This window comes from Gemella sanguinis ATCC 700632, from assembly GCF_000701685.1.
Classification (GTDB): Bacteria; Bacillota; Bacilli; order Staphylococcales; family Gemellaceae; genus Gemella; species Gemella sanguinis.
On sequence record NZ_JNJO01000003.1, the window covers coordinates 132131 to 158235 of the forward strand.

Below are 26105 nucleotides of genomic sequence, written 5' to 3' on the forward strand. Positions count from 1 at the left end.
TAATTAATCATGATATGTCTATAGAAACAGTATGATAATACTAATAAAAAAAGAAGAAATATAAAGAAAATTATAATAGGAGATTAATATGTTTTTAGATGAGGTAAAAATATACGTCAGATCTGGTGACGGTGGTAATGGACTTGTAGCCTTTAGGCGTGAGAAGTACGTACCAAAAGGTGGACCAGCTGGAGGAGACGGTGGACGTGGAGCTAATGTTGTCTTTATAGTAGATGAAGGACTTAGAACTTTCATGGATTACCGTTATCAAAAGAAATTCGTTGCACCAAATGGTGAGAATGGAATGAGTAAAGGAATGCACGGTAGAAAATCAAAAGATTTATACCTAAAAGTACCACCTGGAACTGTTATTCGTGATACAGATACTGGTGAAGTACTAGCTGACTTAGTAGAACATGAACAAGAAGTAATAGTTGCTCGTGGAGGACGTGGAGGACGTGGAAACTGTCGTTTCGCAACACCTTCAAACCCAGCACCTGAAATAGCTGAAAATGGTGAACCAGGAGAAGAAAGAAACTTAACACTTGAGCTTAAATTAATGGCTGATGTTGGGTTAGTTGGATTCCCATCAGTAGGTAAATCAACATTACTATCAATAACTTCAAAAGCAAAACCAAAAATTGCGGATTATCACTTTACTACTTTAGCACCAAACTTAGGTGTAGTAGAAACAAAAGATCACCGTAGTTTTGTAATGGCTGACTTACCTGGACTTATTGAAGGAGCAAGCCAAGGTGTAGGATTAGGGCACCAATTCCTACGTCACATCGAAAGAACTAAAGTAATAGTTCACGTTATTGATATGTCTGCAACAGACGGTCGTGATCCTTATGAAGATTATAAAGTAATTAACGCAGAGCTAGGTGAATATAATATGCGTCTACTAGAACGTCCACAAGTAGTAGTAGCTAATAAGATGGATATTCCAGTAGCTAGTGAAAACCTAGTAGAATTTAAAAAACGTCTAGCTGAAGACGGAGAAGATGTTGATATCGTAGAAATTTCAGCATTTACAAGAAATAATATAGATAACTTATTATATAAAATCAGTGATATTTTAGATAACACAGATCCAAATACGCTTTACGAATTAGATACTGAAGAAGAAAGCATGGAAAACCGAGTTATTTATAAACATAAACCAAAAGATGAAACATTTAAAATTACTCGTGATGATACAGGAGCATATGTTGTTAGTGGACCTGGTATCGAACGTGCATTCTTAATGACTGACTTTAACCGTGATGCATCTGTAAGACGTTTTGCTCAACAAATGCGTTCTATGGGAGTAGACGATGCTTTACGCGAACGTGGATGTAAAAATGGAGATACAGTTAAAATACTTAAAGGTGAGTTTGAATTTGTAGAGTAGGAGAAATACCATAATGGATAATGAAAAAGTATATTACATAATTAGAGAAGATGTGCTTCCTGAAGCTGTAAAGAAGACTATAATTATGAAAAAAGCTTTAGAAGAAAATCCAAAATTATCAATTTTGGAGGCATCAAAAAGATTTGATTTAAGTAGAAGTGCTTTTTATAAGTATAAAGATACTATTTTTCCAATTCAAGAATTACAAAGACAATCTATATTATCACTTTCAATAGATGTTGATGATATACCAGGAATTTTAGGAAGAGTGCTTTCAGTAGTAAATGAAGAAAAATGTAGTGTACTTACAATTCACCAAACAGTACCGATTAATTCTCGTGCTACTATTATTATCTCACTAGAAATTGATCCTGTTCACACAAATATAGAAAAACTAACTAAGAGAATACAAAATCTTGAATTTGTCAATAAAATTAAAGTTATTGGCGTTAGTATGTAAAAAATATAATAAAGTATATAAAAAAATAGGAGAACTGGAGAGGAATGTAGTTTCCTAGTCAGTTCTCTTTTTTCGTTATAAAAGGAGAATATATGCAGAAAAATGAAATATTCACTGGAAAAGTTATTGATTATACTCATGATGGTTTAGGAATTGTTAAAATCGATAGTTTTCCAATCTTCATTGAAGATGTCATTGAAGGTGAAGAAGTAGAATTTAAAATTATTAAATTAAAAAAGAATCTTGGTTATGGTAAAGTACTTAAGATTATTGAAAAATCAAGTAATAGAGTAGAAGGTATTCCAAAAACTTCAGGAGCTAATTTAGTACATATGAGCTATGAAGAGCAGCTAAGATTTAAGACGAAAAAAGTTCAAAATGTTATGAATAAAACATTAGGACAAAATAGTGTTGAAGTATTAGAAACACTAGGAATGAAAGATGGATATCATTATAGAAATAAATCTGTTATTCCAGTTCAAAAAGTAGATAATGAAGTAAAAATGGGTTACTACAAACCACGTAGCCACGATGTAGTTAATATAGAGAAGTGTTTTATTCAATATGATGAACACAATAAACTTATGAACTATACTAGAGATTTAATTGCTAAAATGAATCTTTCTATTTATGATGAAAAAACACATAAAGGTGCGATTCGCCATATAATGTTTAGAACGAATTCTAATAAAACTGAAATAATGGTTGGGATAATAGTAAAAGAAGTATTCCCAGGCCTTGATGAGTTTGTTAAGAAGATAACTGAATTTGATTCAAGAATAATAAGTGTAATGCTGAATACTAACAATAAAAAAACAAATGTAATTTTTGGGGATAAAACTGAAAACTTATATGGAAAAGATTATATAACTGATACTTTAGGAGGAATAGAATTTAAGATTTCTTTACGCTCATTCTATCAAGTTAATCCAGTTCAAACAGGAGTACTATACAGTAAAGCATTAGAATTAGCAAAATTAAATCAAGATGACACTATAATAGATGCATACTGCGGAATAGGTACAATAAGTTTATTTGCAGCACAAAAAGTGAAAAAAGTTTATGGTATTGAGATAGTAGAAGCAGCAGTATTAGATGCACGTGAAAATGCGAGAAATAATAATATAACTAATGCAGAATTTTTACTAGGTAAAAGTGAAGATGTCATTAAAGATTTAATTTCAAAAAATGTGGAAATCGATGCAGTAATAGTTGATCCACCACGTAAAGGATGCGAAGAAAGCTTCTTAAGAGACTTAGCTTCTATAGGAATAGAAAAGATAGTTTATGTGAGTTGCAATCCAGCAACTCTAGCACGTGATATGGAAATTATGAGAGATCTTGGTTATAAACTTGGAGCGGTTCAACCAGTGGATATGTTCCCGGGAACGTATCATGTAGAGACGGTAGCACTTTTGTCCAAACTTGATGTCGATAAGCACATAAGTGTTGAAATTGAGTTGGATGAGATGGATTTGACAAGTGCGGAGAGTAAAGCAACATATGCTCAAATCAAAGAATATGTTTGGAATAAATTTCAATTAAAAGTTTCAACATTATATATTGCACAGATAAAAAGGAAATGTGGAATAGAATTACGAGAACATTACAACAAGTCAAAAAAGGAGAAACAAATTATTCCACAGTGTACACCTGAAAAAGAAGAAGCCATCATGGATGCTTTGAGACACTTCAAAATGATTTAATAGAAAAGAATGACAGCATATGACTTTCTGCATTTATTACATTCCTACTTGGTATTGGAACGGCGTTGTTGTATATCATTATGGTGTTCTGCTTATTTTGGGCGTTAGCTTCTTTTATTGCAAGTTTAAGAGTAAGTTAACATATTTTTAGAAGTGTAAGTTGAATGATTGGTAAAATAGCAGGTATATATCTCTAAGTGTTATAATATATTATTAAGATGAAATATATTAGTTATTTAAAGATAAGAGAAACGAACGGGCAGAGGGGGGGAATTAAAACAAAATTATATTAAAAGAACACGCTAATTATGAAACTGGGATTTGTTATGAATCCCAGTTTAATTTTTGACTTTTACATGATTTATACATGTGATATTATCAAAAATGTTGTTTATAAGGTTATTGATAAGGAGTTGACCACATGAGTGATGTAATAAGCTGTTAGATGAAGCTATTAAAGAAACCGAAAACTTGTACGAAGGAGAAGTCTTTATTTTTAAGGAATTGTTTAAAGGATATGTATGGAACAGGATACCGAGAAAGGAGTGTACTAATGTCTTAGTAGGTGTTTTTGAGATATTTTAAATAATATAAAAAACACTTGAATAAATGCTCATATAACTATTGACACAAGAGAAAAATAATAATATAATAAATATACAACGTATGAATGCTTGTCCAAGTAATCAGATGAAATGATTTAAAAAGAGGTGATAATATGACTAAAAAATTTAATTCAATTGAAAGATGTGACTGCAATGCAATTCATGAGGATATTGTAAATCAAGTTAGAGATAAAATGCCTCAAGAAGAAAGCCTTTATGATCTAGCAGAATTATTTAAAGTATTTGGAGATTCAACACGAATCAGGATATTATGGGCTTTACATGAAGCTGAAATGTGTGTTTGTGATATCGCTGTATTACTTAACATGACACAATCAGCAATTTCCCATCAGCTGAGAGTCTTAAAACAAGCTAATTTAGTGAAAAACAGAAAAGAAGGTAAAGTAGTATATTATTCATTAGTTGATGATCATGTAAGAGAAATATTTGACCAAGGTCTAATTCATATCAACGAGAAGTAGTAATGCGGTAGAATAGAATATTTTTTGAAGATATTTGGGCATATATTTAAGTCTTCATTTCAAATGAGCAATGCTTCAAGAAAATTTGAAAAAGACTTGTAGTATTCAAAATAAAATTACAAATAATATTTAGGAGGATTTAATAATGAAAAAGAAATTTATACTTGAAGGTTTAGATTGTGCAAATTGCGCGGCAAAAATGGAAAAGGCTATTAATGAGCTTGATGGAGTGAAAGAAGCTACTGTTAACTTTATGACCACAAAACTCGTTATTGATGGTGAGGATGAAAAAATGCCAACAATAATAGCAGAGGCCGAAAAAATAGTTAAAAAAATCGAACCCGATACAACTATGAAAAAGGCTTAAAGGAGGCTATTTAGTATGACAAAACGACTATGGCGAATAATTATTGGTGCAGCAGTGTTAGCTACAGCAGTATTGCTTAGTTTAAATAACGAATGGTTACAGATTGCTCTCTTTATAATAAGTTACATTATTGTAGGTGGAGATGTTGTAAAAAGAGCTGTAAAAAATATTTTTAAAGGTCAAGTTTTCGATGAAAATTTTTTAATGAGTATTGCAACAATTGGTGCATTTTTTATTGGTGAGTATCCTGAAGGTGTTGCAGTTATGCTGTTTTATCAAGTTGGAGAACTGTTTCAAAGCTATGCAGTTGGCAAGTCGAGAAAGTCAATTGCAAGCCTTATGGATATTCAACCAGATTATGCAAATGTTAAAAAAGGTGATGAACTTGTCAAAGTTGACCCAGATGAAGTACAAATTGGAGATATTATTGTAATTAAAGCAGGAGAAAAAATTCCTCTTGATGGCAAGGTAATTGAGGGAAGTTCAATGATTGATACATCGGCACTAACAGGCGAATCTGTTCCTCGTGAAGTAGAAGTTGGAAGTGATATCCTAAGTGGGTGCATCAACATTAATGGGGTTATTACAGCAGAGGTTACCAAGGAATTTGGAGAATCTACTGTAAGTAAAATTCTTGATTTAGTTGAAAATGCAAGTAGTAAAAAATCCAATTCAGAACAATTTATTACGAAGTTTGCGAGATATTATACACCGGTTGTGGTTATAATTGCAGTTTTTCTAGCTATTATACCACCTCTTGTTATAGACGGGGCGACTTTTAGTGATTGGATATATAGAGCGCTAGCATTCCTTGTGGTATCCTGTCCGTGTGCTTTAGTTATTTCAATTCCTTTGAGTTTCTTCGGTGGAATAGGTGGAGCCTCAAAAAAAGGTGTTTTAGTCAAGGGTAGTAATTATTTAGAGGCATTAGCAGAAACTGAAATTGTTGTTTTTGATAAAACTGGAACACTAACGAAAGGTGTATTTAATGTACAGGAAATTCATCCAGAAGGAGTTTCCAAAGAAGAGCTACTAGAATTAACTGCACATGCGGAAAGCTATTCCAATCATCCGATTTCACTTTCACTGAAACGTGCATATAGCAAAGAAATAGACAATGGACGTATTTCAGATGTAGAAGAGATATCAGGTCATGGTGTTATTGCAACAGTAGATGGCAAAAAGGTTATGGCAGGAAATATCAAACTTATGAAAATGATGGATATCCCTTATTTCAAGGGAGAGCTGATCGGTACTATTGTACATGTTGCTGTTAATAACAAATATATAGGTTACATTGTAATTGCCGATGAGGTAAAGGAAGATTCAGCACAAGCAATCAAGGAACTTAAGGCAGCTAATATTAAACAAACAGTTATGTTGACAGGTGATAATAAAAGTATTGGTTCAAAAGTTGCTAAAGAGCTTGGTCTTGATAAGGTTTATGCAGAACTGTTGCCAGCAGACAAAGTTGAAAAACTAGAAGAATTATTTTCGCAAAAATCTAAAAAAGGTAAACTTGCCTTTGTTGGTGACGGAATCAATGATGCACCTGTATTAGCTCGTGCAGACATTGGAATAGCAATGGGTGGTTTAGGTTCTGATGCGGCCATTGAAGCTGCTGATGTTGTAATTATGACTGATGAGCCATCGAAAATTGCTACTACAATGAAGATTTCTAAAAAGACACTAAAAATTGCACATCAAAACATAGTATTTGCAATTGGAATAAAAATAATTGTTCTTATTTTGAGTGCTTTTGGAATAACTACTATGTGGGCAGCTATATTTGCAGATGTAGGTGTAACTATCATCGCAGTATTAAATGCTTTTAGAGCTTTGAATGTAAAGAATCTATAAACTATTTTTCCTATTCACCCCTTGAATGATACCGATAATTGACGATACAATCAAGGGGTATTTTTTAATTTAAAAACTATAAATGAAAATTGGTTGGGATTTACCTTGAATTAAATGGTTTTAAAGATATGGAGGTTATGTAATTGAAAGTTATTGATGAATGTTGCTGTGAATGTATCACACAAAATTTAAATAGAACAAAGGAGAGTTGCCCTGTCTGTAATAATGAAGGAGTAACAGTTAGTAGGATAACCGTTGAACACTTGGTGACAGATGTTTATCGTAATGCCGTTGATGGAGATCAATATAAGATATGCATGAATGAGGACTGCGACGTTATTTACTATAACTTAGATAAAGAAATAAAATTCTTAAAAGACCAAGTTAGGGTTCCTATCTGGTTTAAGAAAGATGCAGATCCTAAGTATGCTTGTTATTGCAGCAAAGTCACAGAAGATCAGGTAATTGAAGCAGTTGTAAAGCATGGTGCGAAAACCGTTAAAGAAGTAAATGCCATAACTGGAGCAATGAAAAATTCGCTTTGTAAGGAAAACAATCCTTTGGAGGTATGTTGTCATAAGATTATTCAGGAAGCCATTGATAAGGGATTAACCATGAAATGATTTGAGTTGATATGTTCTCACGAACAGACAAAACCGTTGATATCTTCCCACAAACGAGAGCCAATGTTGGATATGTTTCCAACTACGAGTGTGGATATGTTCCCCTTAACCATAGGGGTTGAGGCGATAACACTTCTTGAACGAACTAATTAGAGAAGTAGAAGAATATTTTATACTCTAGGATAGAACTCGTAGATAGAGGAGAGAAACCTTAGCCACTGTACTTGATCATGAACTTGTCACATAGTTTTCTAAAGAGTTTATAGAATTGTATAATGGGATTTATTTTTAAACGAAGACAAATTGAAATTTTTGGAGGTGAAGGGTATGGCTTCAAGGAAAGAATATTTAGATTTTATTTTAGAACAACTATCTGATTTGGAAGAAATATCATATAAGTCAATGATGGGTGAATATATAATTTATTATCGTGGAAAAATTGTTGGTGGAATTTATGATGATAGGTTTTTAGTGAAGCCTGTTAAATCTGCAATAGCATACATGCCAAATGCAAAGTACGAGTTACCATATGATGGAGCAAAGGAAATGTTATTGGTAGATGATGTTGATAACAAAGAATATTTAACCGGATTATTTAATTCAATGTATGATGAGTTACCTGCACCAAAACCAAAGAAAAAGAAATAATAAAATCTCAGTTTATCAAGGAAATACCATTTAACGATAACCTTATGCTATAGTTAAATGGTTTAGTGGTTATAGTCCCAGATATAGACAGGTTCACTTGATATACTTAGTGTTCACTCATTTCATGTTGAAGCAGTAACAGTTTTTGAACGTGCTGATTAATTAGAAAAGTAGAAGAATATTTTATACTCTGGGATAGGACTCGTAGAATGAGGAGTGAAACCTTAGCCGCTGCGTTTGATTATTAACTTGTCACATAGTTTTCTAAAGAGATTATGGAATTGTATAATGGGATTTATTTTTAAACAAAGACAAATTAGAATTTGTTGAATTTAGCAAGGTATAAATTTCTATGAAATGAGACCTATAAAACTTGTACGGATATTGTAGGGTAGGAAAAGAAATCTTCCTCTATACTAAAATAAACTGAAGGAAAGGGGGAATCTAAATGAATATTATCAAGTCGTTTAACGATACGATTGATTATCTTGAAACAGTCCTTGATGATGAAATTGATGAAAAGAAAGTAACTCAGTTATCCGGATATTCGTATTCAATGTTCAGTCGCTTGTTTTCTATTCTGACTGAAACAACGCTTTCAGAATATTTAAGAAGCAGAAGATTGACGGAAGCAGCCGTTATATTAAGAAATACGGATGAAAAAATTATTGATGTTGCTTTCAAATTTGGATATGAGTCATCCGATTCATTTGGAACAGCTTTTAAAAATTTTCATGGATTTACTCCTTCTGAGGTAAGAAATGGAAAACCATTCAAATTAGTATCACGAGTGCAGTTAGCACTAAGTGTAAGAGGAGGAAGAAGCATGAACATTACAATTCAAAAGAAACAAGCATTTACAGTTGCAGGGGTAAATGAACAAAGCATCAATTCATCATTATGTCCGAGTGTATGGAATAAGCTATATAAAAAATTTAGCCACGATGAACTTGCAAGTTTGGGAAGCGATCAAAGTATGGGCGTTTGCCATGATGTGGAAAATTCAAGCACAATAAATTATATGGCTGGTTATATCGTTAATGATGTAGATAAAGCCACAAGTATGGGCTTAGATGTTTTGGAAGTGGAAGAAGCAGAGTATGCAGTTGTAGAATTAGTAGGAAGTGTTCCGGAGTGCATTCATAACGGGTGGAAATATGCAATGGAAGTATTCTTCCCTGAGCATGGCTATATTCATTCAGGAAAAACTGACTTTGAATATTACTATGAAGGTGATATGCACAGCAAAGACTACAAAATGGAACTTTGGATTCCGATAACTAAAGCTTAAAAACCAGCTTGTCGAGCTGGAAAATTCTAGTTTGCCGAGGTAATACCTTTTAACGATAACCTCAAGCTATCGTTAAATAGTTTAGTGGATATGTTTCCGCATACAACTCAACTACTTGACATACTTGGTGTTCACTCGTTCCATGTTGAAGCGGTAGTTCTTCTCTCAAAAATAAAGGATTAAAACTGTATAAAAGTTTTGAAATTAAGGGATTTATATAAATATACCATTTAATAGAATCTATTTTTTATTTGATATTGTAAGATAAAGCGAGGTTGCGAGAGGTATAGAGTTTGATAAACTCTAGGGTTTATGAATTAATAAATTAATGGTATAATAGTATATAGATCAAAGATTTCAGATCTGATAATATAATCAAAGATAAAAACGCAATGTACATTGTCTAATGTGCTAGAACTGGTAGGTAGCCCAGTCGTCATAGAATTTCTATGGTAAGTAACCTTCCCCTCCGGGTTGTCCATTCTTTGTTAATTAGTTTTTTAATGGAGGGATTATTATGTACAAAATTAGCGGCAAATTGACAGTATATTTCGAGAACCCATTTTGGGTTGCTGTGTTTGAGCACATTGAAGATGGGCTGTTAAGTGTTTCTAAGGTAACGCTTGGTGCAGAACCTAAGGATTATGAGATATACGATTTTGTTTTAAATCGTTATAATGATTTGCAATTTAGTTCAGCGGTAGCAGCTGTTATAAAAGAAGAGAAAAAGAACCATAAAAGAGTACAGCGTGAGTTAAGAAGACAAGCAAAGGAAATGGGAATTGGGACTAAATCTCAAAATGTTCTAAAACTTCAACAGGAACAGAACAAGCGGGAAAGAAAATCTATAAATCGAGAAAAGAAAATTGCAGAGAAGGATAGAATATTTGAACTGAGACAGCAAAAAAAGAAAGAAAAACATAAGGGGCATTAAATCCCTTATGTTTTTCTTTCAATATATATTAAAAAATTAAGTTTAGACATCTACAAAAAAAGTAGGTGTTTTTCTTATGCTCATTTTTATGGAAAAAGGGGTAAAAGTAGTTAAAGAGATTATCATATTTCTTCTGCGTTTTCTCAATTTACCTACTATGCTTTAACAAAATATATAAAAATGAATAAAAGATGATAGTATTAATTTTAGAAAGATTATTTTGTATCATAACTTGAATTGAGATTAAAAATAGAATCTTAAAAAACAACAGATAACTTGACATTATTAGTTTTGTACATTATAATAAAAACACATACCGCCGGTATGATTGAAAGGAGATATAATGGCAAGAAACAGAAACTCACATGAAACTAGAAAAAAAATACTAGAAGTTTCTAAAGAATTATTTTTAGAAAAAGGATTTGATAATACCTCAATACAAGATATAATCGATGGATTAGGCGGAATGACGAAAGGTGTTATCTATCATCATTTTGAGTCTAAATATGAAATATTACAATCAATCATTAGAGAAAATAATCAAGAAATTTCAAATTATAATTGGAGGGGAGATACTGGACTAGAAAAAATACAAAATTCTTTGATGGATTCTTTTTCTAATTTTGAACACCAAAGACTAGTATATTCAGCTTCAATTATGCTAAGAAGTCCACGCTTGTTAGGAGAACAGTATCTAGGTTTATTTTCTGATTTTTTACCAGAAATTAGAGAAAGAGTTTACGAAGGTGTTAAAGATCAGTCAATTAAAACAGAATATCCAGAAGAGCTAGCAGATTTAATTGTTTTAACTTTAAATATTTGGATTGGATTCCAAATTTCTGTTTTTTCAGTAGAGGAATTAAAGAAAAAGATGAATTTTATTAAGCTTACTTTTGATGGATTAGGGGTACAGTTGATTTCTGATGAAATGATGGAGGTAATTTTTAAATTATTTGACCACTTAAAAAGGATAAATAAATAGTTTTATGAGATTTTTGTTATTAATAATTTTTTTATTGATATATTATTAACTAACTTAATCAATGTACAAATTTAATTTATTCTAGAATATATTTTACATATTTAATATTTTATTAACAACATACTATCAGTATGTTTTTAAAAACTCTATTTACATACCGATAGTATGTTAGTTTTTTTAATTTTACATACCAAGAGTATGTTAATTTTTAACTCTGTTACATACCGCTGGTATGTGTTTTGATCTGATTTTTAAAAAATGTTATTTTAAATATTTATTGAGAATAGTTTGAATAATATTAACTATATTTACTTTTTGGAGGAAAATCTATGTTATTACTTATTAAAATTGAAATAAAAAAAATTTCAAAATCTAAATTATTTATAGCCTGGTTAGTTACTATATTTATAGTATTAGGTATTACGGGAATCATAATCATGGGTTTAGGTACAGATAATAAATTGGGAGAGTTTGTTGGACAGGGTACCAATGATGTTGGAATTACTGGTAAATGGGGAGGTTGGGCAATTGCAGCATCATTATTTTCAGCTTTATTTACTAAAGCAGCATTTTTGATTTTTGAATCTTATTTATTGTCTTCGATTATTATTGATGAATTTAAACGAAAAACAAGTTTTCAGTTGTTTTCTTATCCTATTTCTAAAATAAAATTACTATGGGGAAAAGTTCTATCAGTAATTCTAATATCATTTATTGCTCAGTTTACTGCAAATTTAGTTATTCAATTATTAATTAAATTAGTAGCAGTTTTAACTGAATCAAATTATATCTTAGTAGTTAATCAACTGATTAACCTAGCTGGAATCACATTTGGGATGGTATTAATTGGAGTATTACCATTTGTTTTAGGAATGATTAGGTATTCAACTCCTATAACAATGCTTTCAGGACTTGGTTTAGCTGCATTACTTTCTAATGTATCCCCAGGGAACTTAACTAATAATTTTGTTGATAACTCATTATTTTTAATATTAACTAGTTTAATAAGTCTAATTATTGTTTCATTCTCAATTTATAATATTTCAAGGGAAGATATTAAGATTAAGTAGCATATTTGATTTTAATTGAATAGAATGTTTTCTCTTGTCCAGAAAAAAGAAACTATAAAAAATGGGGTAGAAATAATTCTTTCATAACTTTTATAAAAAAGAGATTGTATGAGTTAGATTTTATGCTTTTGAAGAGAAAAATTTCAATTTGAAAGCTGATATAGAAAGAGAGGTATAAAAATGGGAAATATTGTTGAAATAAAAGAACTTTTTAAAACTATTGATAAGGATGAAATTTTGTGTGGTATTAATCTTCAAATCTCTGAAGGAGAAATTTATGGTTTTTTAGGTCCAAATGGTGCTGGAAAAACAACTTTAATGAAATGCATATTATCCTTATCAACTATTACATCGGGGAGTATTGAAATTTTTGGAAAAAATTTACAAATACATAGAGAGGAAATTCTAAGCCAGATTGGTAGTATTATAGAAACACCAATTTTTTATGAAGACTGTACTGCAAAAGAAATTTTGGAAATTCACGCTCTTTATATGAGAAAAAATATTACAGAGTCAGATATAATAAGAGTCTTAAGAATGGTTGGATTGAAAAATACGACTAAAAAAGTAAAAGATTTTTCGTTAGGAATGAGGCAGAGGCTCGGTTTAGCTCGTGCTTTTCTAACAAAACCTAGATTTTTAATTTTGGATGAACCAATCAATGGGTTAGATCCAGTTGGAATTCAAGAGATTCGAAATCTTTTACTGTCTCTTTCTAAAGAACATGGAATTACAATACTAATTTCAAGTCATATTTTGTCAGAAATTTCACAGATAGCAGACAAGATTGGTATTATCAAAAATGGAAAAATGATTGAACAGGTGTCTATGAAAGAACTTGCGAGAGAGGATGTTGATTTAGAAGAGTACTTCATGTCACGTTTTCTAAATAATAGTCAAGAATAGTGAGGAGATTAAGAATGAAACAATTGATAAAAAACTATCAGAAGGCTTTTTATGCTTTTATGATTTTTAATATACTGGTCCCTTTAAGTAATATTGCTTTTGCTTATTCTATTAAAGATATTATTGATAGTGGAATGTCAAAAAATAGAGAAGCCTTAACCCAATCAGTACTATTAGGAGTGGTTGTTATTTTCGTCTATGCAATCCTCAACTTTATATCCCTTAGATTTAGAAATAAACTTGTTAGGCAAATTATGTCAAGTTACAAAAACAAGGTTTTCCAATCTATTTTAGATAGGGATTATAGAGAATTTTCTAAGGAAAAATCTGGGAAATTTATTTCAATATTGACTGAAAACATGAAGAAAATTGAGCAGGATTATTTGCACCAATATTTTAATATTTCAAAAAATCTTTCCTTGATGATTTTCTCGTTATTAGCGATGTTTGTAGGCAATTGGTTTTTAACATTATTGATTATCGTTGCCAGTATTATTCCTATGATGATATCAGGATTTATTGGACAAAAATCAGCTTCTCTACAAAATAGCTCCATGATTGCCGATCAGAAATATTTAGCCAAAGTTAAAGATATTTTAGCTGGTTTTCTAATTATTAAAAGTTTTAATGTGAAGGAGGTTATCCGTCAGGATTATAATCATGAAAGTGAAAAATTAGATGAGGTATATTATATAAAAGGAAAATTTGATGTTTTGGCCAACGTTATTTCTCAGCTTTCAGGGATGATTGTTTTTTTGATAGCCTTTGGAGGAGGAATGTATCTCGTTTTTAATGGTCAAACCACAATTGGAAGTGTAACAGCTATTGTTCAACTAGTTAACTTTGTAGTAATGCCACTAAATGAAGTAGGTATTGGAATGAGTAAATTCCGTGAAGGTCAGGCAACGCTAGATGCATTTGAGGTAAAAGATGTAATCGAACTTAAAACTGGAAAAACCAAAGAATATTTTGATGAGGTTATTTCTTTTTCTAATATAGACTTTTCTTACCCTAATGCTGAAGAAAAAATTTTTAATAATTTATCTTTGAAGATTCAAAAGGGAGAAAAAATTGCAATTGTAGGTATGTCAGGTAGTGGGAAATCAACTTTACTCAATCTATTGCTGCGTTTTTATGATGTAACAAGTGGTCATATCTCAATTGATAATCAAGATATACAAGCTATTTCATCAGAGAGCCTTTATAACTTAATGACTGTTGTTCAGCAAGATGTTTATATCTTTGATGATACTTTAAGTGCAAATATCACACTTAATAAACCCTTCAATGAAGAGAACATATGGCAAGCTGTACAGCAATCTGGTTTAGAAAGTTATGTTTTGGAAAATGAATCTGGTCTACAAGCGTTATGCGGTGAGAATGGCTCAAATCTATCTGGTGGACAAAAACAAAGACTTAGTATTGCGCGTGCCTTAATTCGAAAAACACCAATTTTATTATTGGATGAGGCTACCTCATCTTTGGATAATCAAGTAACTACTGAAATTGAAAATTCAATCTTAAAAATTCAAGATCTGACTGCTCTTGTTGTCACGCATAAGTTAAATGAGACCATTTTGAAAAAATACAATAGAATCCTCTTTATGAAGAATGGAGTTATTGTTGAAGATGGTTCATTTAGTGATTTAATGAATAAGAGAGGTGAATTTTATAAGTTGTTTGAGTTGAGTGTGTAATACTACTTTGTTTTATATTATAATTCTATAAAACACTCTATTATTTTCGTTCTATAATATAGATATTTGCTAGTACCACACGTTGAGGCGGTAATACTTCTTAAACGAGCTGATCAATTAGATAAGTAGAAGAAGATTTTATATTCTGGGAGAGGACTCATAGAATGAGGAGAGAAATCTTTGATATGAGAAGAAAGCCCGAAACAACGAGTGTGTTGTATTGGTATCAAGGGTTGTATCTACTAAGCAAATAAAGCGTAGAAATTAAAGACTTATTCTAATGTTATTGTTAAAAGGTATCTGTAGCTTGGGGTAAGCCCTTATTTTAATTTACTAAATCTAAGGAGTATTGTATAATAAATTAAATTAAGTTAATAAATAGTGAAATATATAATTAATGTTGTGGAGGTAAGTGTTTGATAGAAATTAGACCTAGTTTTAAAGATATTAAATCATTTGAAGAATTTAACAAATACTATTGGTATCGAGAAGAACTTTCACAAATATGTAAGTCTCTTGGACTAGAGTATAGATGTACAAAGAAAGAATTGAACTATATTATTGAACAATACTTTAAGGGGAATAAAGTAGAAAAATACGTGAGTAAAGGTAAGAAAAATCAAACCAAAGTTATAACATTAGAGACTCCGTTACTTAACTGTGGTTTTTCTTTTAACCAAAAATTTAGAGATTATTTTTCAGCTGTAACAGGAGTTAGTCCTTTTAAATTTAATGCTGATATGGCAACGGCATGGAGAAAGGTAAAAAGGGATAATGATATAAATTTTACAATCCAAGATATGATTAAAATATATTATGGAGAGTCAGATTACGCCAAGTATGATAATTCAGCTTGTCAATGGAATCAATTTCTAAAAGATTTTTGCGCGGATGAATCTAGTAATAATTATTCTAATAAATTAAAAGTTGCAGCTATCCTTTGGAAAGAAGTAAGAGACTCGAAGAGTGAAAAAAATTATTCAAAACAACTGCTTAATGAATATAAATATAAAGTAGAGGAGTATCGTAAATAAACATCTGTCTGATACTTTTAACGATAGCTCATACCTAAATAATAAAAATAATGGGAGATTATAAGATGAACAATTATATAAAACTAAATGAAGATAGATGGAATAATGTAAAAAATGACTATACTGAGCCATTGACACATGAAGAATTAGAAGAGGCTAGAAATAATCCAATTTCTGTTGCATTAACTGTTGGGAAAAAAGTTCCAAAAGAATGGTTTGAAAAAGCAAACGGAAAAAAATTATTAGGTTTAGCTTGTGGTGGTGGACAGCAGGGACCGGTTTTTGCTATAAAAGGTTATGATGTAACTATAATGGATTTTTCTAAATCACAATTACAAAGAGATGATATGGTTGCTAAAAGAGAAGGCTTAAAAATCAACACAGTTCAAGCCGATATGACAAAACCATTTCCATTTGAAAATGAAACATTTGACATTATTTTTAATCCAGTTTCAAATGTATATGTAGAAGATTTAGAAAATATATATAAAGAAGCCTCTCGAGTATTGAAAAAGGGTGGATTGTTAATGGTCGGATTTATGAATCCTTGGATATACATGTATGATGCTGACATTGTATGGGACAAACCTGATGAAGAATTACTTTTAAAATTTTCAATACCGTTTAATTCAAGAGAGCTTGAAGAGGAAGGCAAGATAATCATAAATCCAGAATATGGATATGAATTTAGCCATACCTTAGAAACTCAGATTAGAGGACAACTAAAAAATGGTCTTGCTATGATAGATTTTTATGAATCGTGTGATAAAAGACATAGATTATCACGTTATGGTAATGACTATATAGCTACACTTTGTGTTAAATTATAATGTTTTAGAACATACTTCAGGAGGATATCCCGTTTTATTTTCCGTAAGGGTTAAAATATAAATACCAGTTTGTCTAGGTAATGCTTTTAACGATAACCTTATGCTATTGTTAAAAGGTTTATAGACATGTTTCCACATACAGACAGATTCATTTGACATACTTAGCGTTCACTCGTTTTATGTTTAAGCAGTAACACTTCTTGAACGAACTAATTAAAGAAGTAGAAGAGGAGTATATTGGTATTAATGAATTAGTAACAAAGTAACGGTATGATTCGAAACATTTGTTTGTAATTTGTGGAGGAATATCAATATAGATGGAATAATGAAAGATTCTGAAAAAACGGCTAAACTAATGAAACAATTATGGTCAAAACTGACTAGTTTTAATCATGCGAATCTGAATCTACGAAACTAAAGTATTGACGAACGAAATATGTTACCAGTGAAATTTTCATTTAAATCTATAGAAGTGTTGTAAAGTAAATTGGAGGGGACCTAATGGAGTTTATTGGGAAGATAGACATAAATAAAGGCTGGTCAGATGATAAGAAATATTGTGTGACGGATAAGAATTATCAAAAATATTTCTTGCGTGTTTCTGAAAAGGAGAAGTTAGATTCTAAGAAATTTGAATTTGATATGATGGAGAAAGTAGCTTCTCTTGGAGTTTCTATGTGTAAACCGATTAAATTAGAGCTCTGTGGTGATGAGGTATATTCTATACACGAGTGGATAGATGGGAAAGATGCAAGAGAAACCATTTTAAATTATTCGAAAGAACAACAATATACTTATGGAGTAGAAGCAGGAAGTATACTTCAAAAAATTCATTCACTCCCTGCAACAGAAGTTCGTGAAGATTGGGAAAACTTTTTTAATAGAAAAATTGATGAAAAAATCGTAAAATACAAAGAGTGTCCCGTTCAATATGAAAATGGTCAGATCTTTATTGATTTTTTAAATGCAAATCGAGAATTGTTAAAAGATAGACCTCAGGTTTTCCAACATGGAGATTATCATATCGGGAATTTCATGATTGGTGATGATGGCGAAATTTATGTCATTGATTTTGATCGCTTTGACGTCGGAGATCCTTGGGAGGAGTTCAATCGACTTGTGTGGTCCGCTCAAGTCTCTCCTTCTTTTGCATCTGGTATGATAGATGGATATTTTGATCATAAGGTTCCAAATTTATTTTGGAAGCTTCTTGCAATTTACATTCTAAGTAACTTAGTTGGAGCTCTACCTTGGGCTGTACCATACGGAGCTGAAGAAATAGCAGTAATGAAAAATCAAGCTAAGGAAATTTTAGAATGGTATGATAATTTGAAGCAAATCATTCCTAGTTGGTACTTGAAAAAGAAGAAGACTGAATAATAAAAGGGTTTGAATATTAATTTTACAATCCAAGATATGATAAAAATATATTATAGCGAGTCAGATTATTCCAAGTATGATGATTCGACATGTCAGTGGAATCAATTTCTAAAAGATTTTTGTGCAGATGAATCTAGCAATAATTATTCCAACAAGTTAAAAGTTGCAGCTATCCTTCGGAAAGAAGTTAGAGACTCGAGGAAAGAAAAAAATTATTCAAAACAACTTCTGAACGAATATAAATACAAAGTAGAGGAGTTTGAGTATGAAATTTCATGAATTTGGTGATAAGAATTCACCTGATATTATTTTAATACATGGAGGAGGAAATTCATGGTGGAATTATCTTCGGCAAGCACGTATCCTTTCAGAAGAATACCATGTAATTTTACCAACTCTTGATGGACATGGTGAAGAATCTCAGGTAGATTATGTTTCTACTGAAAATTCTGCACTAGAAATTCTAGATTATATTAAAAAGAATTGTAACGGAAAGTTGTTTGCTATTGGAGGAGTTTCACTTGGTGGTCAAATTGTTATGGAAATATTATCACAAGATAGTGAAGTAGTTGAGAAAGCAATAATAGATGGAAGTATTTGTATTCCTCAACCAAAGTTAGCTAGAATAAGTATTTTACTTGTATCTTTATTTGGTAAACTGATGTTCAGTAAATTTGCTTGTAAAATTCAGCTAAGCTTAATGGATAAAATGTATCCAAAAATAGCATATCCTGATGAACTAAAAAGATATTATATGGAGGATATGCCAAGGACACCTGTTAAAACGCTAATAACCATATATAAAACATATATGGGACATTATAAGTTAAAAAGTACGATTTCTAGAAGTAAGGCAAAGGTTCTTTATATTTATGGTGAAAAAGAATTGAACTGTGTTAAAGAATCGGCAAGATTATTTCAACAGGTTCATCCAAATACTATTTTATACGAAGCAAGGGATTATAATCATGGATATTTATCAACATACTTACCTCAGGAGTGGGTAGAGTTGGTTTATCCATTTTTAAAGAACAATAACTAAAATCTACTTGTGGTATGAAATTAAAAAGGTATCGGTAAAATTTTAGTAACTTACAGTTTTTTTAAAGAAATATAAAAGGTAAGTACTTTTAAGATTAGTATTTAAGGAGGTTAGATAGTTGAAATATGTACTTTTATTACGTGGTATAAATGTAGGTGGAAAGAATAAGGTATCTATGAGTGAACTAAAAGAACAATTGTTAAGTATAGGTTTTGAAGAAGTTAGTTCATATATTAACAGTGGAAATTTGTTCTTTAGTAGTTTAGAAAATCATGAAATATGCAGCTCAAAAATAAGAGATTTGTTAGAAACTAATTATGATTTTTCAATACCTTTTTCTTTAATCACAAAAGAGGAATATTTAGAAGAAAAAGTGAGATTACCAGATTGGTGGAAGGAAGACTTGGCAAGAAAAGATGTACTATTCTTCTCGTGCAACTTTAATAAATCAAGTATTCTTGACTTTATAGATAAATCTATATTTCATAATGAAGTAGTGTATGTAGGAAAACATGCAGTATTTTGGGGTAAATATGATGAGTCAGAATATTTAAAAACTACGTATCATAAAAAATTAATAAAGCAAGATTTCTATAAAAAAATAACAATTAGGAATTCAAATACATTTGAAAAAATAGCTAAGATTTTAGAAGAAAAATAGAAGTATTTTAATTGAAAGAGGTGAATGTTTTATGGAAGGAATGTTGAAGTTATATTCTCCTATTAATGAATTAAAACAAATTGGTGAGGACATTTGGATTGTTGATGGAAATGAAATACATATGAGTTTTAAACTTTTTAAAGTTCCTTTTACAACAAGGATGACAATAGTTAAACTAGATAACAACAAATTATGGATTCATTCACCAATAGCTTTTAATAAGGAATTAAACGATAAAATAAAAGAACTAGGAGATATCGAGCATATAATTGCTCCTAATAAATACCATTATAGTTATGTATTAGATTGGTATAAACATTATCCAGATGCAAAAGTTTGGTTAGCAAAAGGAGTAAGTACCAAACTTAAAATTGATGAAAGAGAAAATTTTGTATCGCTAGATAATATTTCAAAAACTTCTTGGTCAGAGGAAATATACTTTACTCCATTTAGAGGAAGTATAGCTATGGAAGAGATGGTATTTTTTCATAAAAAGAGTTCAACCTTAATATTAACGGACTTAATAGAAAGTATAGAAGTAAACAAATTACCATTATTATATAAACTTGTATTTAAGTTTGGAGATAATAAGTATCCTAAGTTTCGAACGTCAAGAGATTTACGATCATCATTTATCTTTAAAAAACAAGCTAAAGATAGCTATTCTAAGATTGAAAGTTGGAAACCTGATAAAATTGTTTTCTCTCATGGAAAGATAATTTTAGAAAATGGTACGGAAAAATTAAAAGAAGCATTTTATTGGTTGAGAAAATAGTGTACTTTATGAGAAAATAATAATATAAGATTTAGAGAATAAACGAAAGGGAGTGATTAGGTATGACAATAGTAATAAAAAGAGTACTTGCCTCAACTTTGAAAGAGATGGCCGAAAAGAAATCATTATCAAAAATAACAATTAATGATTTAACTCAAGCTTGTGATGTTAGTCGTCAAACATTTTATAATAATTTTAAAGATATCTATGATTCGGTAGAATGGATATATCTTAAAGAGGTAGTGACTCCAATCGAAAGAGGGAAAATCTATGATAAATGGCAAGATGCTCTAACATCAATTTTCCAATATATCTCAGAAAATCATGTTTTTGTTTTAAATACCTATCGCTCTTTTGGAAAAGGATTTTTAGAAAAAGTACTAAGACAGGAGATTGAACTATTTCTAAGTAATCAGGTGTTCAAAAAAATCGAAGTAACAAAAGAAGAAGCTAAACAAGTAGAGTTTTCTTATTCTTTTTATACATATGCTTTGGTTGGAGTGGGGTTAGATTGGATAGAAAAACAAATGCCAGAAAGTGTTGAAGAACTAGTTGAAAGAATTGAAAGAGTTATGTTGGGTGAGATAATTTCTCTTCTTTAAATAAAGTTTAAGCTCTTTTACAATTAATTGAATTTGTAAAATAGTTAGGCAAAAGTAAAAAATTGTAAATTGTTTTATGGATATGGAAGGTGTATATTAATAGTGATATTAATATGCACTTTTTAGGAGGAGTTTTTATGTATTATTCAAACGGAAATTATGAAGCATTTGCTAAACCAAAAAAACCAGCAGGAGTTGATAAAAAATCGGCCTATTTAGTAGGTTCTGGACTAGCTTCTCTTGCGGCAGCAGCCTTTTTAGTTCGTGATGGACAAATGAAAGGGGAAAGAATCCATATTCTTGAAGAACTACCTATCGCAGGAGGTAGCTTAGATGGTATTATGAATCCAACTCGTGGATTTATTATTCGTGGTGGTCGTGAAATGGAAGATCACTTTGAATGTCTTTGGGATCTTTTCAGATCTATTCCTTCATTAGAGGTAGAGGATGCATCTGTTTTAGATGAGTTCTACTGGCTAAATAAAGAAGACCCTAACTTTTCAAAATGTCGTGTTATTGAAAATCGTGGACAACAAATTCCTGATGACGGACTTTTTGCATTATCTGATAAATCTAGTCAGGAATTAGTAAAACTATATTTAACTTCTGAATCAGAACTTCAAGGTATGAAAATAACAGATTTCTTTAGTAGTGAATTTTTTGAGTCTAACTTTTGGACTTATTGGGCAACAATGTTTGCTTTTGAAAAATGGCACTCAGTTGCCGAAATGCGTCGATATATGTTGAGATTTATTCATCATATTAAAGGTCTTCCTGATTTATCAGCACTTAAATTCACTAAATATAATCAATATGAATCATTAGTTTTACCATTAGTTAAATATTTAGAAGATCATGGTGTAACTTTTGAGTATAATACTGTAGTTAAAGATATTAAAGTTGAAAAACAAGGAAAAGATTTAGTAGCTAAACATCTAATTTTAGAAGTAAACGGTGAACCTGTTGTTAGAGAATTAACTGAAGATGACCTAGTATTTGTTACAAATGGTAGTATCACAGCATCTACAACATATGGTAACAATGATACTTCAGCACCTGTCAGCAAAGAACTTGGTGGAGCTTGGCAACTTTGGAAAAACTTAGCTAAACAAGATGAACGTTTTGGACGTCCAGAAGCATTTTGTGAAAATCTTCCTGATCAAAGCTGGTTTGTTTCAGCTACAACGACTGTAACAGATAAAAGAGTTGCAGAATATATAGAAAAAATTTGTAAACGTGATCCTTATGCAGGTAAAGTAGTAACTGGTGGTATAGTAACAGCACGTGATTCAAATTGGATGATGAGCTTTACACTTAACCGTCAACCACACTTTAAATCACAATCAAAAGATGAATTAGTAGTTTGGATTTACGGATTATATTCAAATATTTCAGGTAACTATATTAAAAAACCAATAGAAGCTTGTACAGGTATTGAAATCGCAGAAGAATGGCTTTACCATATTGGTGTTCCTGAACAATTTATTCACGAATTTGCTAGTAAAGGTTGTAGCACAGTTCCATGTTATATGCCTTATATAACAAGTTACTTTATGCCAAGACATGATGGTGATAGACCATTAGTTATCCCAGAAGGTTCTAAAAACTTAGCATTTATAGGTAACTTTTCTGAAACACCACGTGACACTGTCTTCACTACAGAATATTCTGTTCGTACAGCTATGGAAGCAGTCTACACATTACTAGATGTTGATAGAGGTGTGCCTGAAGTATTTAATTCTGCATATGATTTACGTGTAATGACTAAATCAACTAATCGCCTAATGGACGGTAAAAAACTTGAAGAAGTTAAACTACCTTTATTTGCCAAAGCAATTAGTAAACGCGTATTGAAAAAAATCAAAGGAACATATATTGAGGAAATCCTAAAAGATGCAGGATTGATTTAGATATAATGTTCTAAGAAAATAGTTAAAATATAAAATAGTTGTTAAAGACGATAGTGAATACTGTCGTCTTTTTTGGTAAAAAGTAAAAATCATCATATTAATTTGAGTTTTATATTATTAAAAATCTTATTATAGAATAACTAAAAAGTCAAATAATTATTCTATGGAAAATAATTATATACTTATGGTAATTACTATGGTATTTAATATAAGAATAAATCCTAAAGAAACTAAGATAAGTAGCTCAATGTATTTGATTTATCTAATATATTAGATAAATATCAAATTATTTTAAAAATATTTTTTAAAAAATTTATAGATAGACAGTATTTGTCCACTGAATATGGTAAAATATAATTGTTGAAAACATCAACAAATAAAAATAGAGTGAGGATAAAGTTATGTTAGATAATAAAAAAAGGAATAAAGATAAGGATCAAGTAGAAAATAATAAAGAATCAGAACTTTTAAAAGATGCTATAAAAGAAGTATTCGAACATGCATTACTAGAAAAAAATATTTCTGAAGATAGATTTAACGAAGTAATAAAAAATAAAAATTTATTTTTAGAGATATTTAGTCCTTGGCATAAAGAAGATGAAGATGGAGGCTTAATAAAAAATTTTGTAGACCAAATTGATAAACAGGATTTTGCTAAAGATTTTTCTTGGTTAAATATTTTAGATAAAGATAGGCAGTGGGAGGAATCGGGTGTTGAAGAAATCAAAAAGGAAGTTAAAGATAAGAGTAAACATGTAAATATGCGTTATCAAATTCCAACCCATTTTCATGGAGATATTGACAATGCAGTAATCTTTCACTGTATGGAAAATCCTAGAGGGTATTTAGGAAGCTATGGAGATAATCAAATTGATAGTGGATTTGGTGAAACAAATTTAAAAGAGTATTATGGAAAATCTTATAAATTGTTAAATGAAGATAATAGTAAAAGAAAAACAATTAAAAAAATTAAAAGCATTTTAAGAGCTTATTCAGAAGATAAAGATGTTAAAGAAATTATACAAGAGAGATATCAACTAGAAGAAAATGCAAAAGAAGAGATTTCAATAGAGCACATAAAAAAAATTATCTATAGTGATACAGAGAGTGCTTTAGGCCGTGAAATTAATCATATTTATAGAAAAAATAAAAGTGAGGAATTTTGTAACTTTGACTTTGAAAATGAGGAGCAAAAAAGTAAAACAGTATTATTAAAAGATTACTACTATTTAAAAGAATATTACTCTCATCTTATTCAAACGAATCAAAAATTAGATTTTAAAAAACTAAAAGGTATGAAAGGTAAAGTTACGGCTATTGCTAAAAAAATTTGTAATTTAGAAATTTATCCTTTTTCATGTGCTCAGCCAAAATTAGCCGAAGAAGGAGTTGGAGAAAATATTCTTCTTCATTCAAATTTATCTCGTTTAGGTGCTTACATTATATTGAGAAGGATTTATATGTATTTAAGTAAAGAGAAACATACTGAAAAACCAATTTTTGTTTTCCGTAAATATAATATAGCATGGGAGAAATTATTTAGTAGAATATTCTCTAAAATAACTACTGGTGATTATAATACTAAAGAAGTCATGAAGATACTAGAAAAAAAATTTTTTTACTGTCAGTTAAGACCTGTAGGTGGAGGTATTACATCTGGTAATGTGATTTCTGTTCCTAATTATAATAAATATTTAGAATTAAAGTCAGATTCATTAAAAAATGAATTAGAATTAGGTAAAAAGTATAAAAAATGGAAAGAAGAAGCTTTTAAGGAAATTTCTGACCTATTACCACGAATTGATATTGATAAAATTAATGTAAAAGAATCAGGTAATGAATGATGAATTCTCAAGAAAGACTAATAACAATTTTTCTTCGCCTACAATATGGGAAACGATTATCTAAAGCTCAATTAACTAGGGAGTTTTCTGTAAATCCAAAAACTATTCAACGTGATATTAGTACACTAAGGAGAATAATAGAAGAACAGCATCTTTCAAACTATAAAATAGTATATGATAATTCAGATAATACCTATCGTTTTTTAGGGAAAACTACTTTTAATAAAAAATATATCTTGATTATTTCAAAGATACTTTTAGAAAATAGAGCACTGAATAAATCAGAGATGGATTCGTTGCTAGAAAGCCTTTTATCATTACTTTCGAGTGGAGAAATGAGAGAGGTTAAATCTATTATAGAAAGTGAACATTTTAATTATAAGTCATTAACAAATGAAAAAGATAGAATTGAAACTGTATGGTTTATATCTGAAGCAATTCGAAGTAAACAAATGCTTGAAATAGATTATAAGCCACCTTTAAAGGAAAAGAAAACTCATATTATTTTTCCGGTTTCTTTATACTATGATGCTCATTATTTTTATTTAGTTGCCTACTATCCAGAATATGAGGATTACGCTACATTTCGAATTGATAGAATAGATAGGTTTAAAACATCTAGCGAAAAGAAACCTAATATATCTTATGGGAAAGAGTATCGCGATGGAGAAGTACGAAATCAAAAGGTGGATGCTTTTGAAGGTAGTAGGATTAGAATTACTTTAATATATAAAGGAAATTCAGAAATTATTTTGGATAAATTTCCAAATCACACAATTCTTTCGGCAAAAAAAGATGAGATAAAGCTTCAAATAGATACTCAAAACACACCAGGGCTTAAAAGATGGATTTTAGGGCAAGGTGGAGAGGTGACTGTATTAACTCCTCAAAAGTTAGTTGAAGAGTTGCAAGAAATACTCGAAAAAACATTAAAAAATTATACAAAATAGAAGAGGTAGACAAAATAAGTCTACCTCTTCTATTATAATAAAGATATAAATAG

Annotated in this window: 23 protein-coding genes and 1 pseudogene; all 24 read left to right on the forward strand. The window is 30.3% G+C overall.

Annotated elements, in window-relative coordinates:
* Positions 1-88 precede the first annotated feature (88 nt).
* Positions 89-1393, forward strand: a complete 1305-nt coding sequence (gene obgE, locus T369_RS0102775; RefSeq protein ID WP_031551442.1) for a GTPase ObgE — start codon at positions 89-91, stop codon at positions 1391-1393.
* Positions 1394-1406: 13 nt separating this feature from the next.
* Complete coding sequence (locus tag T369_RS0102780; protein WP_035496322.1) at positions 1407-1853, forward strand: ACT domain-containing protein; 447 nt, start codon at positions 1407-1409, stop codon at positions 1851-1853.
* 92 nt (positions 1854-1945) lie between these two features.
* Positions 1946-3559 (forward strand): 23S rRNA (uracil(1939)-C(5))-methyltransferase RlmD, encoded by a 1614-nt coding sequence (gene rlmD, locus T369_RS0102785; RefSeq protein WP_031551449.1) that lies wholly within the window; start codon positions 1946-1948, stop codon positions 3557-3559.
* Positions 3560-4012: 453 nt separating this feature from the next.
* Positions 4013-4144: a DUF1413 domain-containing protein gene (locus T369_RS09075; protein ID WP_459166228.1), complete on the forward strand. Its 132-nt coding sequence runs from the start codon at positions 4013-4015 to the stop codon at positions 4142-4144.
* Positions 4145-4277: 133 nt separating this feature from the next.
* Entirely contained in the window at positions 4278-4646 is a 369-nt protein-coding gene (locus tag T369_RS0102790) for an ArsR/SmtB family transcription factor (RefSeq protein ID WP_006364502.1), read from the forward strand.
* Positions 4647-4791: 145 nt separating this feature from the next.
* A pseudogene (locus T369_RS0102800) lies at positions 4792-6873 on the forward strand (heavy metal translocating P-type ATPase).
* Positions 6874-7016: 143 nt separating this feature from the next.
* Positions 7017-7496, forward strand: a complete 480-nt coding sequence (locus T369_RS0102805) for a Csac_0668 family 2Fe-2S cluster-binding (seleno)protein (protein ID WP_031551460.1) — start codon at positions 7017-7019, stop codon at positions 7494-7496.
* Between the two features lie 327 nt (positions 7497-7823).
* Positions 7824-8144 carry a TfoX/Sxy family protein gene (locus tag T369_RS0102810; RefSeq protein WP_006364499.1) on the forward strand — a complete coding sequence of 107 codons (321 nt, stop codon included), beginning with the start codon at positions 7824-7826 and terminating at the stop codon, positions 8142-8144.
* Positions 8145-8592: 448 nt separating this feature from the next.
* Complete coding sequence (locus tag T369_RS0102815) at positions 8593-9435, forward strand: AraC family transcriptional regulator (RefSeq protein WP_031551463.1); 843 nt, start codon at positions 8593-8595, stop codon at positions 9433-9435.
* A 517-nt stretch (positions 9436-9952) separates the two neighbouring features.
* Positions 9953-10369, forward strand: coding sequence for a YjdF family protein (locus T369_RS0102820; protein WP_031551467.1), 417 nt, complete (start codon positions 9953-9955; stop codon positions 10367-10369).
* Between the two features lie 343 nt (positions 10370-10712).
* Positions 10713-11351 (forward strand): TetR/AcrR family transcriptional regulator, encoded by a 639-nt coding sequence (locus T369_RS0102825; RefSeq protein WP_031551469.1) that lies wholly within the window; start codon positions 10713-10715, stop codon positions 11349-11351.
* A 329-nt stretch (positions 11352-11680) separates the two neighbouring features.
* Positions 11681-12421, forward strand: coding sequence for an ABC transporter permease (locus T369_RS0102830; RefSeq protein WP_031551472.1), 741 nt, complete (start codon positions 11681-11683; stop codon positions 12419-12421).
* Positions 12422-12601: 180 nt separating this feature from the next.
* Positions 12602-13327 (forward strand): ABC transporter ATP-binding protein, encoded by a 726-nt coding sequence (locus T369_RS0102835; RefSeq protein ID WP_031551475.1) that lies wholly within the window; start codon positions 12602-12604, stop codon positions 13325-13327.
* Positions 13328-13341: 14 nt separating this feature from the next.
* Positions 13342-15024: an ABC transporter ATP-binding protein gene (locus T369_RS0102840; protein WP_031551478.1), complete on the forward strand. Its 1683-nt coding sequence runs from the start codon at positions 13342-13344 to the stop codon at positions 15022-15024.
* A 419-nt stretch (positions 15025-15443) separates the two neighbouring features.
* Positions 15444-16058, forward strand: a complete 615-nt coding sequence (locus T369_RS0102845) for an SAP domain-containing protein (RefSeq protein ID WP_455334924.1) — start codon at positions 15444-15446, stop codon at positions 16056-16058.
* Between the two features lie 65 nt (positions 16059-16123).
* Positions 16124-16888 (forward strand): class I SAM-dependent methyltransferase, encoded by a 765-nt coding sequence (locus tag T369_RS0102850; RefSeq protein ID WP_031551484.1) that lies wholly within the window; start codon positions 16124-16126, stop codon positions 16886-16888.
* Between the two features lie 501 nt (positions 16889-17389).
* Positions 17390-18268, forward strand: a complete 879-nt coding sequence (locus T369_RS0102865; protein WP_031551488.1) for an aminoglycoside phosphotransferase family protein — start codon at positions 17390-17392, stop codon at positions 18266-18268.
* A 265-nt stretch (positions 18269-18533) separates the two neighbouring features.
* Positions 18534-19310 carry an alpha/beta fold hydrolase gene (locus T369_RS0102875; protein WP_031551494.1) on the forward strand — a complete coding sequence of 259 codons (777 nt, stop codon included), beginning with the start codon at positions 18534-18536 and terminating at the stop codon, positions 19308-19310.
* A gap of 118 nt (positions 19311-19428) precedes the next feature.
* Positions 19429-19971, forward strand: a complete 543-nt coding sequence (locus tag T369_RS0102880) for a DUF1697 domain-containing protein (protein WP_031551497.1) — start codon at positions 19429-19431, stop codon at positions 19969-19971.
* A gap of 31 nt (positions 19972-20002) precedes the next feature.
* Positions 20003-20746, forward strand: coding sequence for a DUF4336 domain-containing protein (locus tag T369_RS0102885; RefSeq protein ID WP_031551500.1), 744 nt, complete (start codon positions 20003-20005; stop codon positions 20744-20746).
* Positions 20747-20808: 62 nt separating this feature from the next.
* Positions 20809-21348, forward strand: a complete 540-nt coding sequence (locus tag T369_RS0102890) for a TetR/AcrR family transcriptional regulator (protein WP_031551503.1) — start codon at positions 20809-20811, stop codon at positions 21346-21348.
* Between the two features lie 137 nt (positions 21349-21485).
* Positions 21486-23258: an oleate hydratase gene (locus T369_RS0102895; protein WP_031551506.1), complete on the forward strand. Its 1773-nt coding sequence runs from the start codon at positions 21486-21488 to the stop codon at positions 23256-23258.
* A 401-nt stretch (positions 23259-23659) separates the two neighbouring features.
* The gene (locus tag T369_RS0102900) at positions 23660-25102 is read left to right on the forward strand and encodes a hypothetical protein (RefSeq protein WP_031551509.1); all 1443 of its coding nucleotides are present in this window, start codon (positions 23660-23662) and stop codon (positions 25100-25102) included.
* Entirely contained in the window at positions 25102-26052 is a 951-nt protein-coding gene (locus T369_RS0102905) for a helix-turn-helix transcriptional regulator (protein ID WP_031551512.1), read from the forward strand. The genes T369_RS0102900 and T369_RS0102905 overlap by 1 nt, the downstream gene beginning before the upstream one ends.
* Positions 26053-26105: the final 53 nt, after the last annotated feature.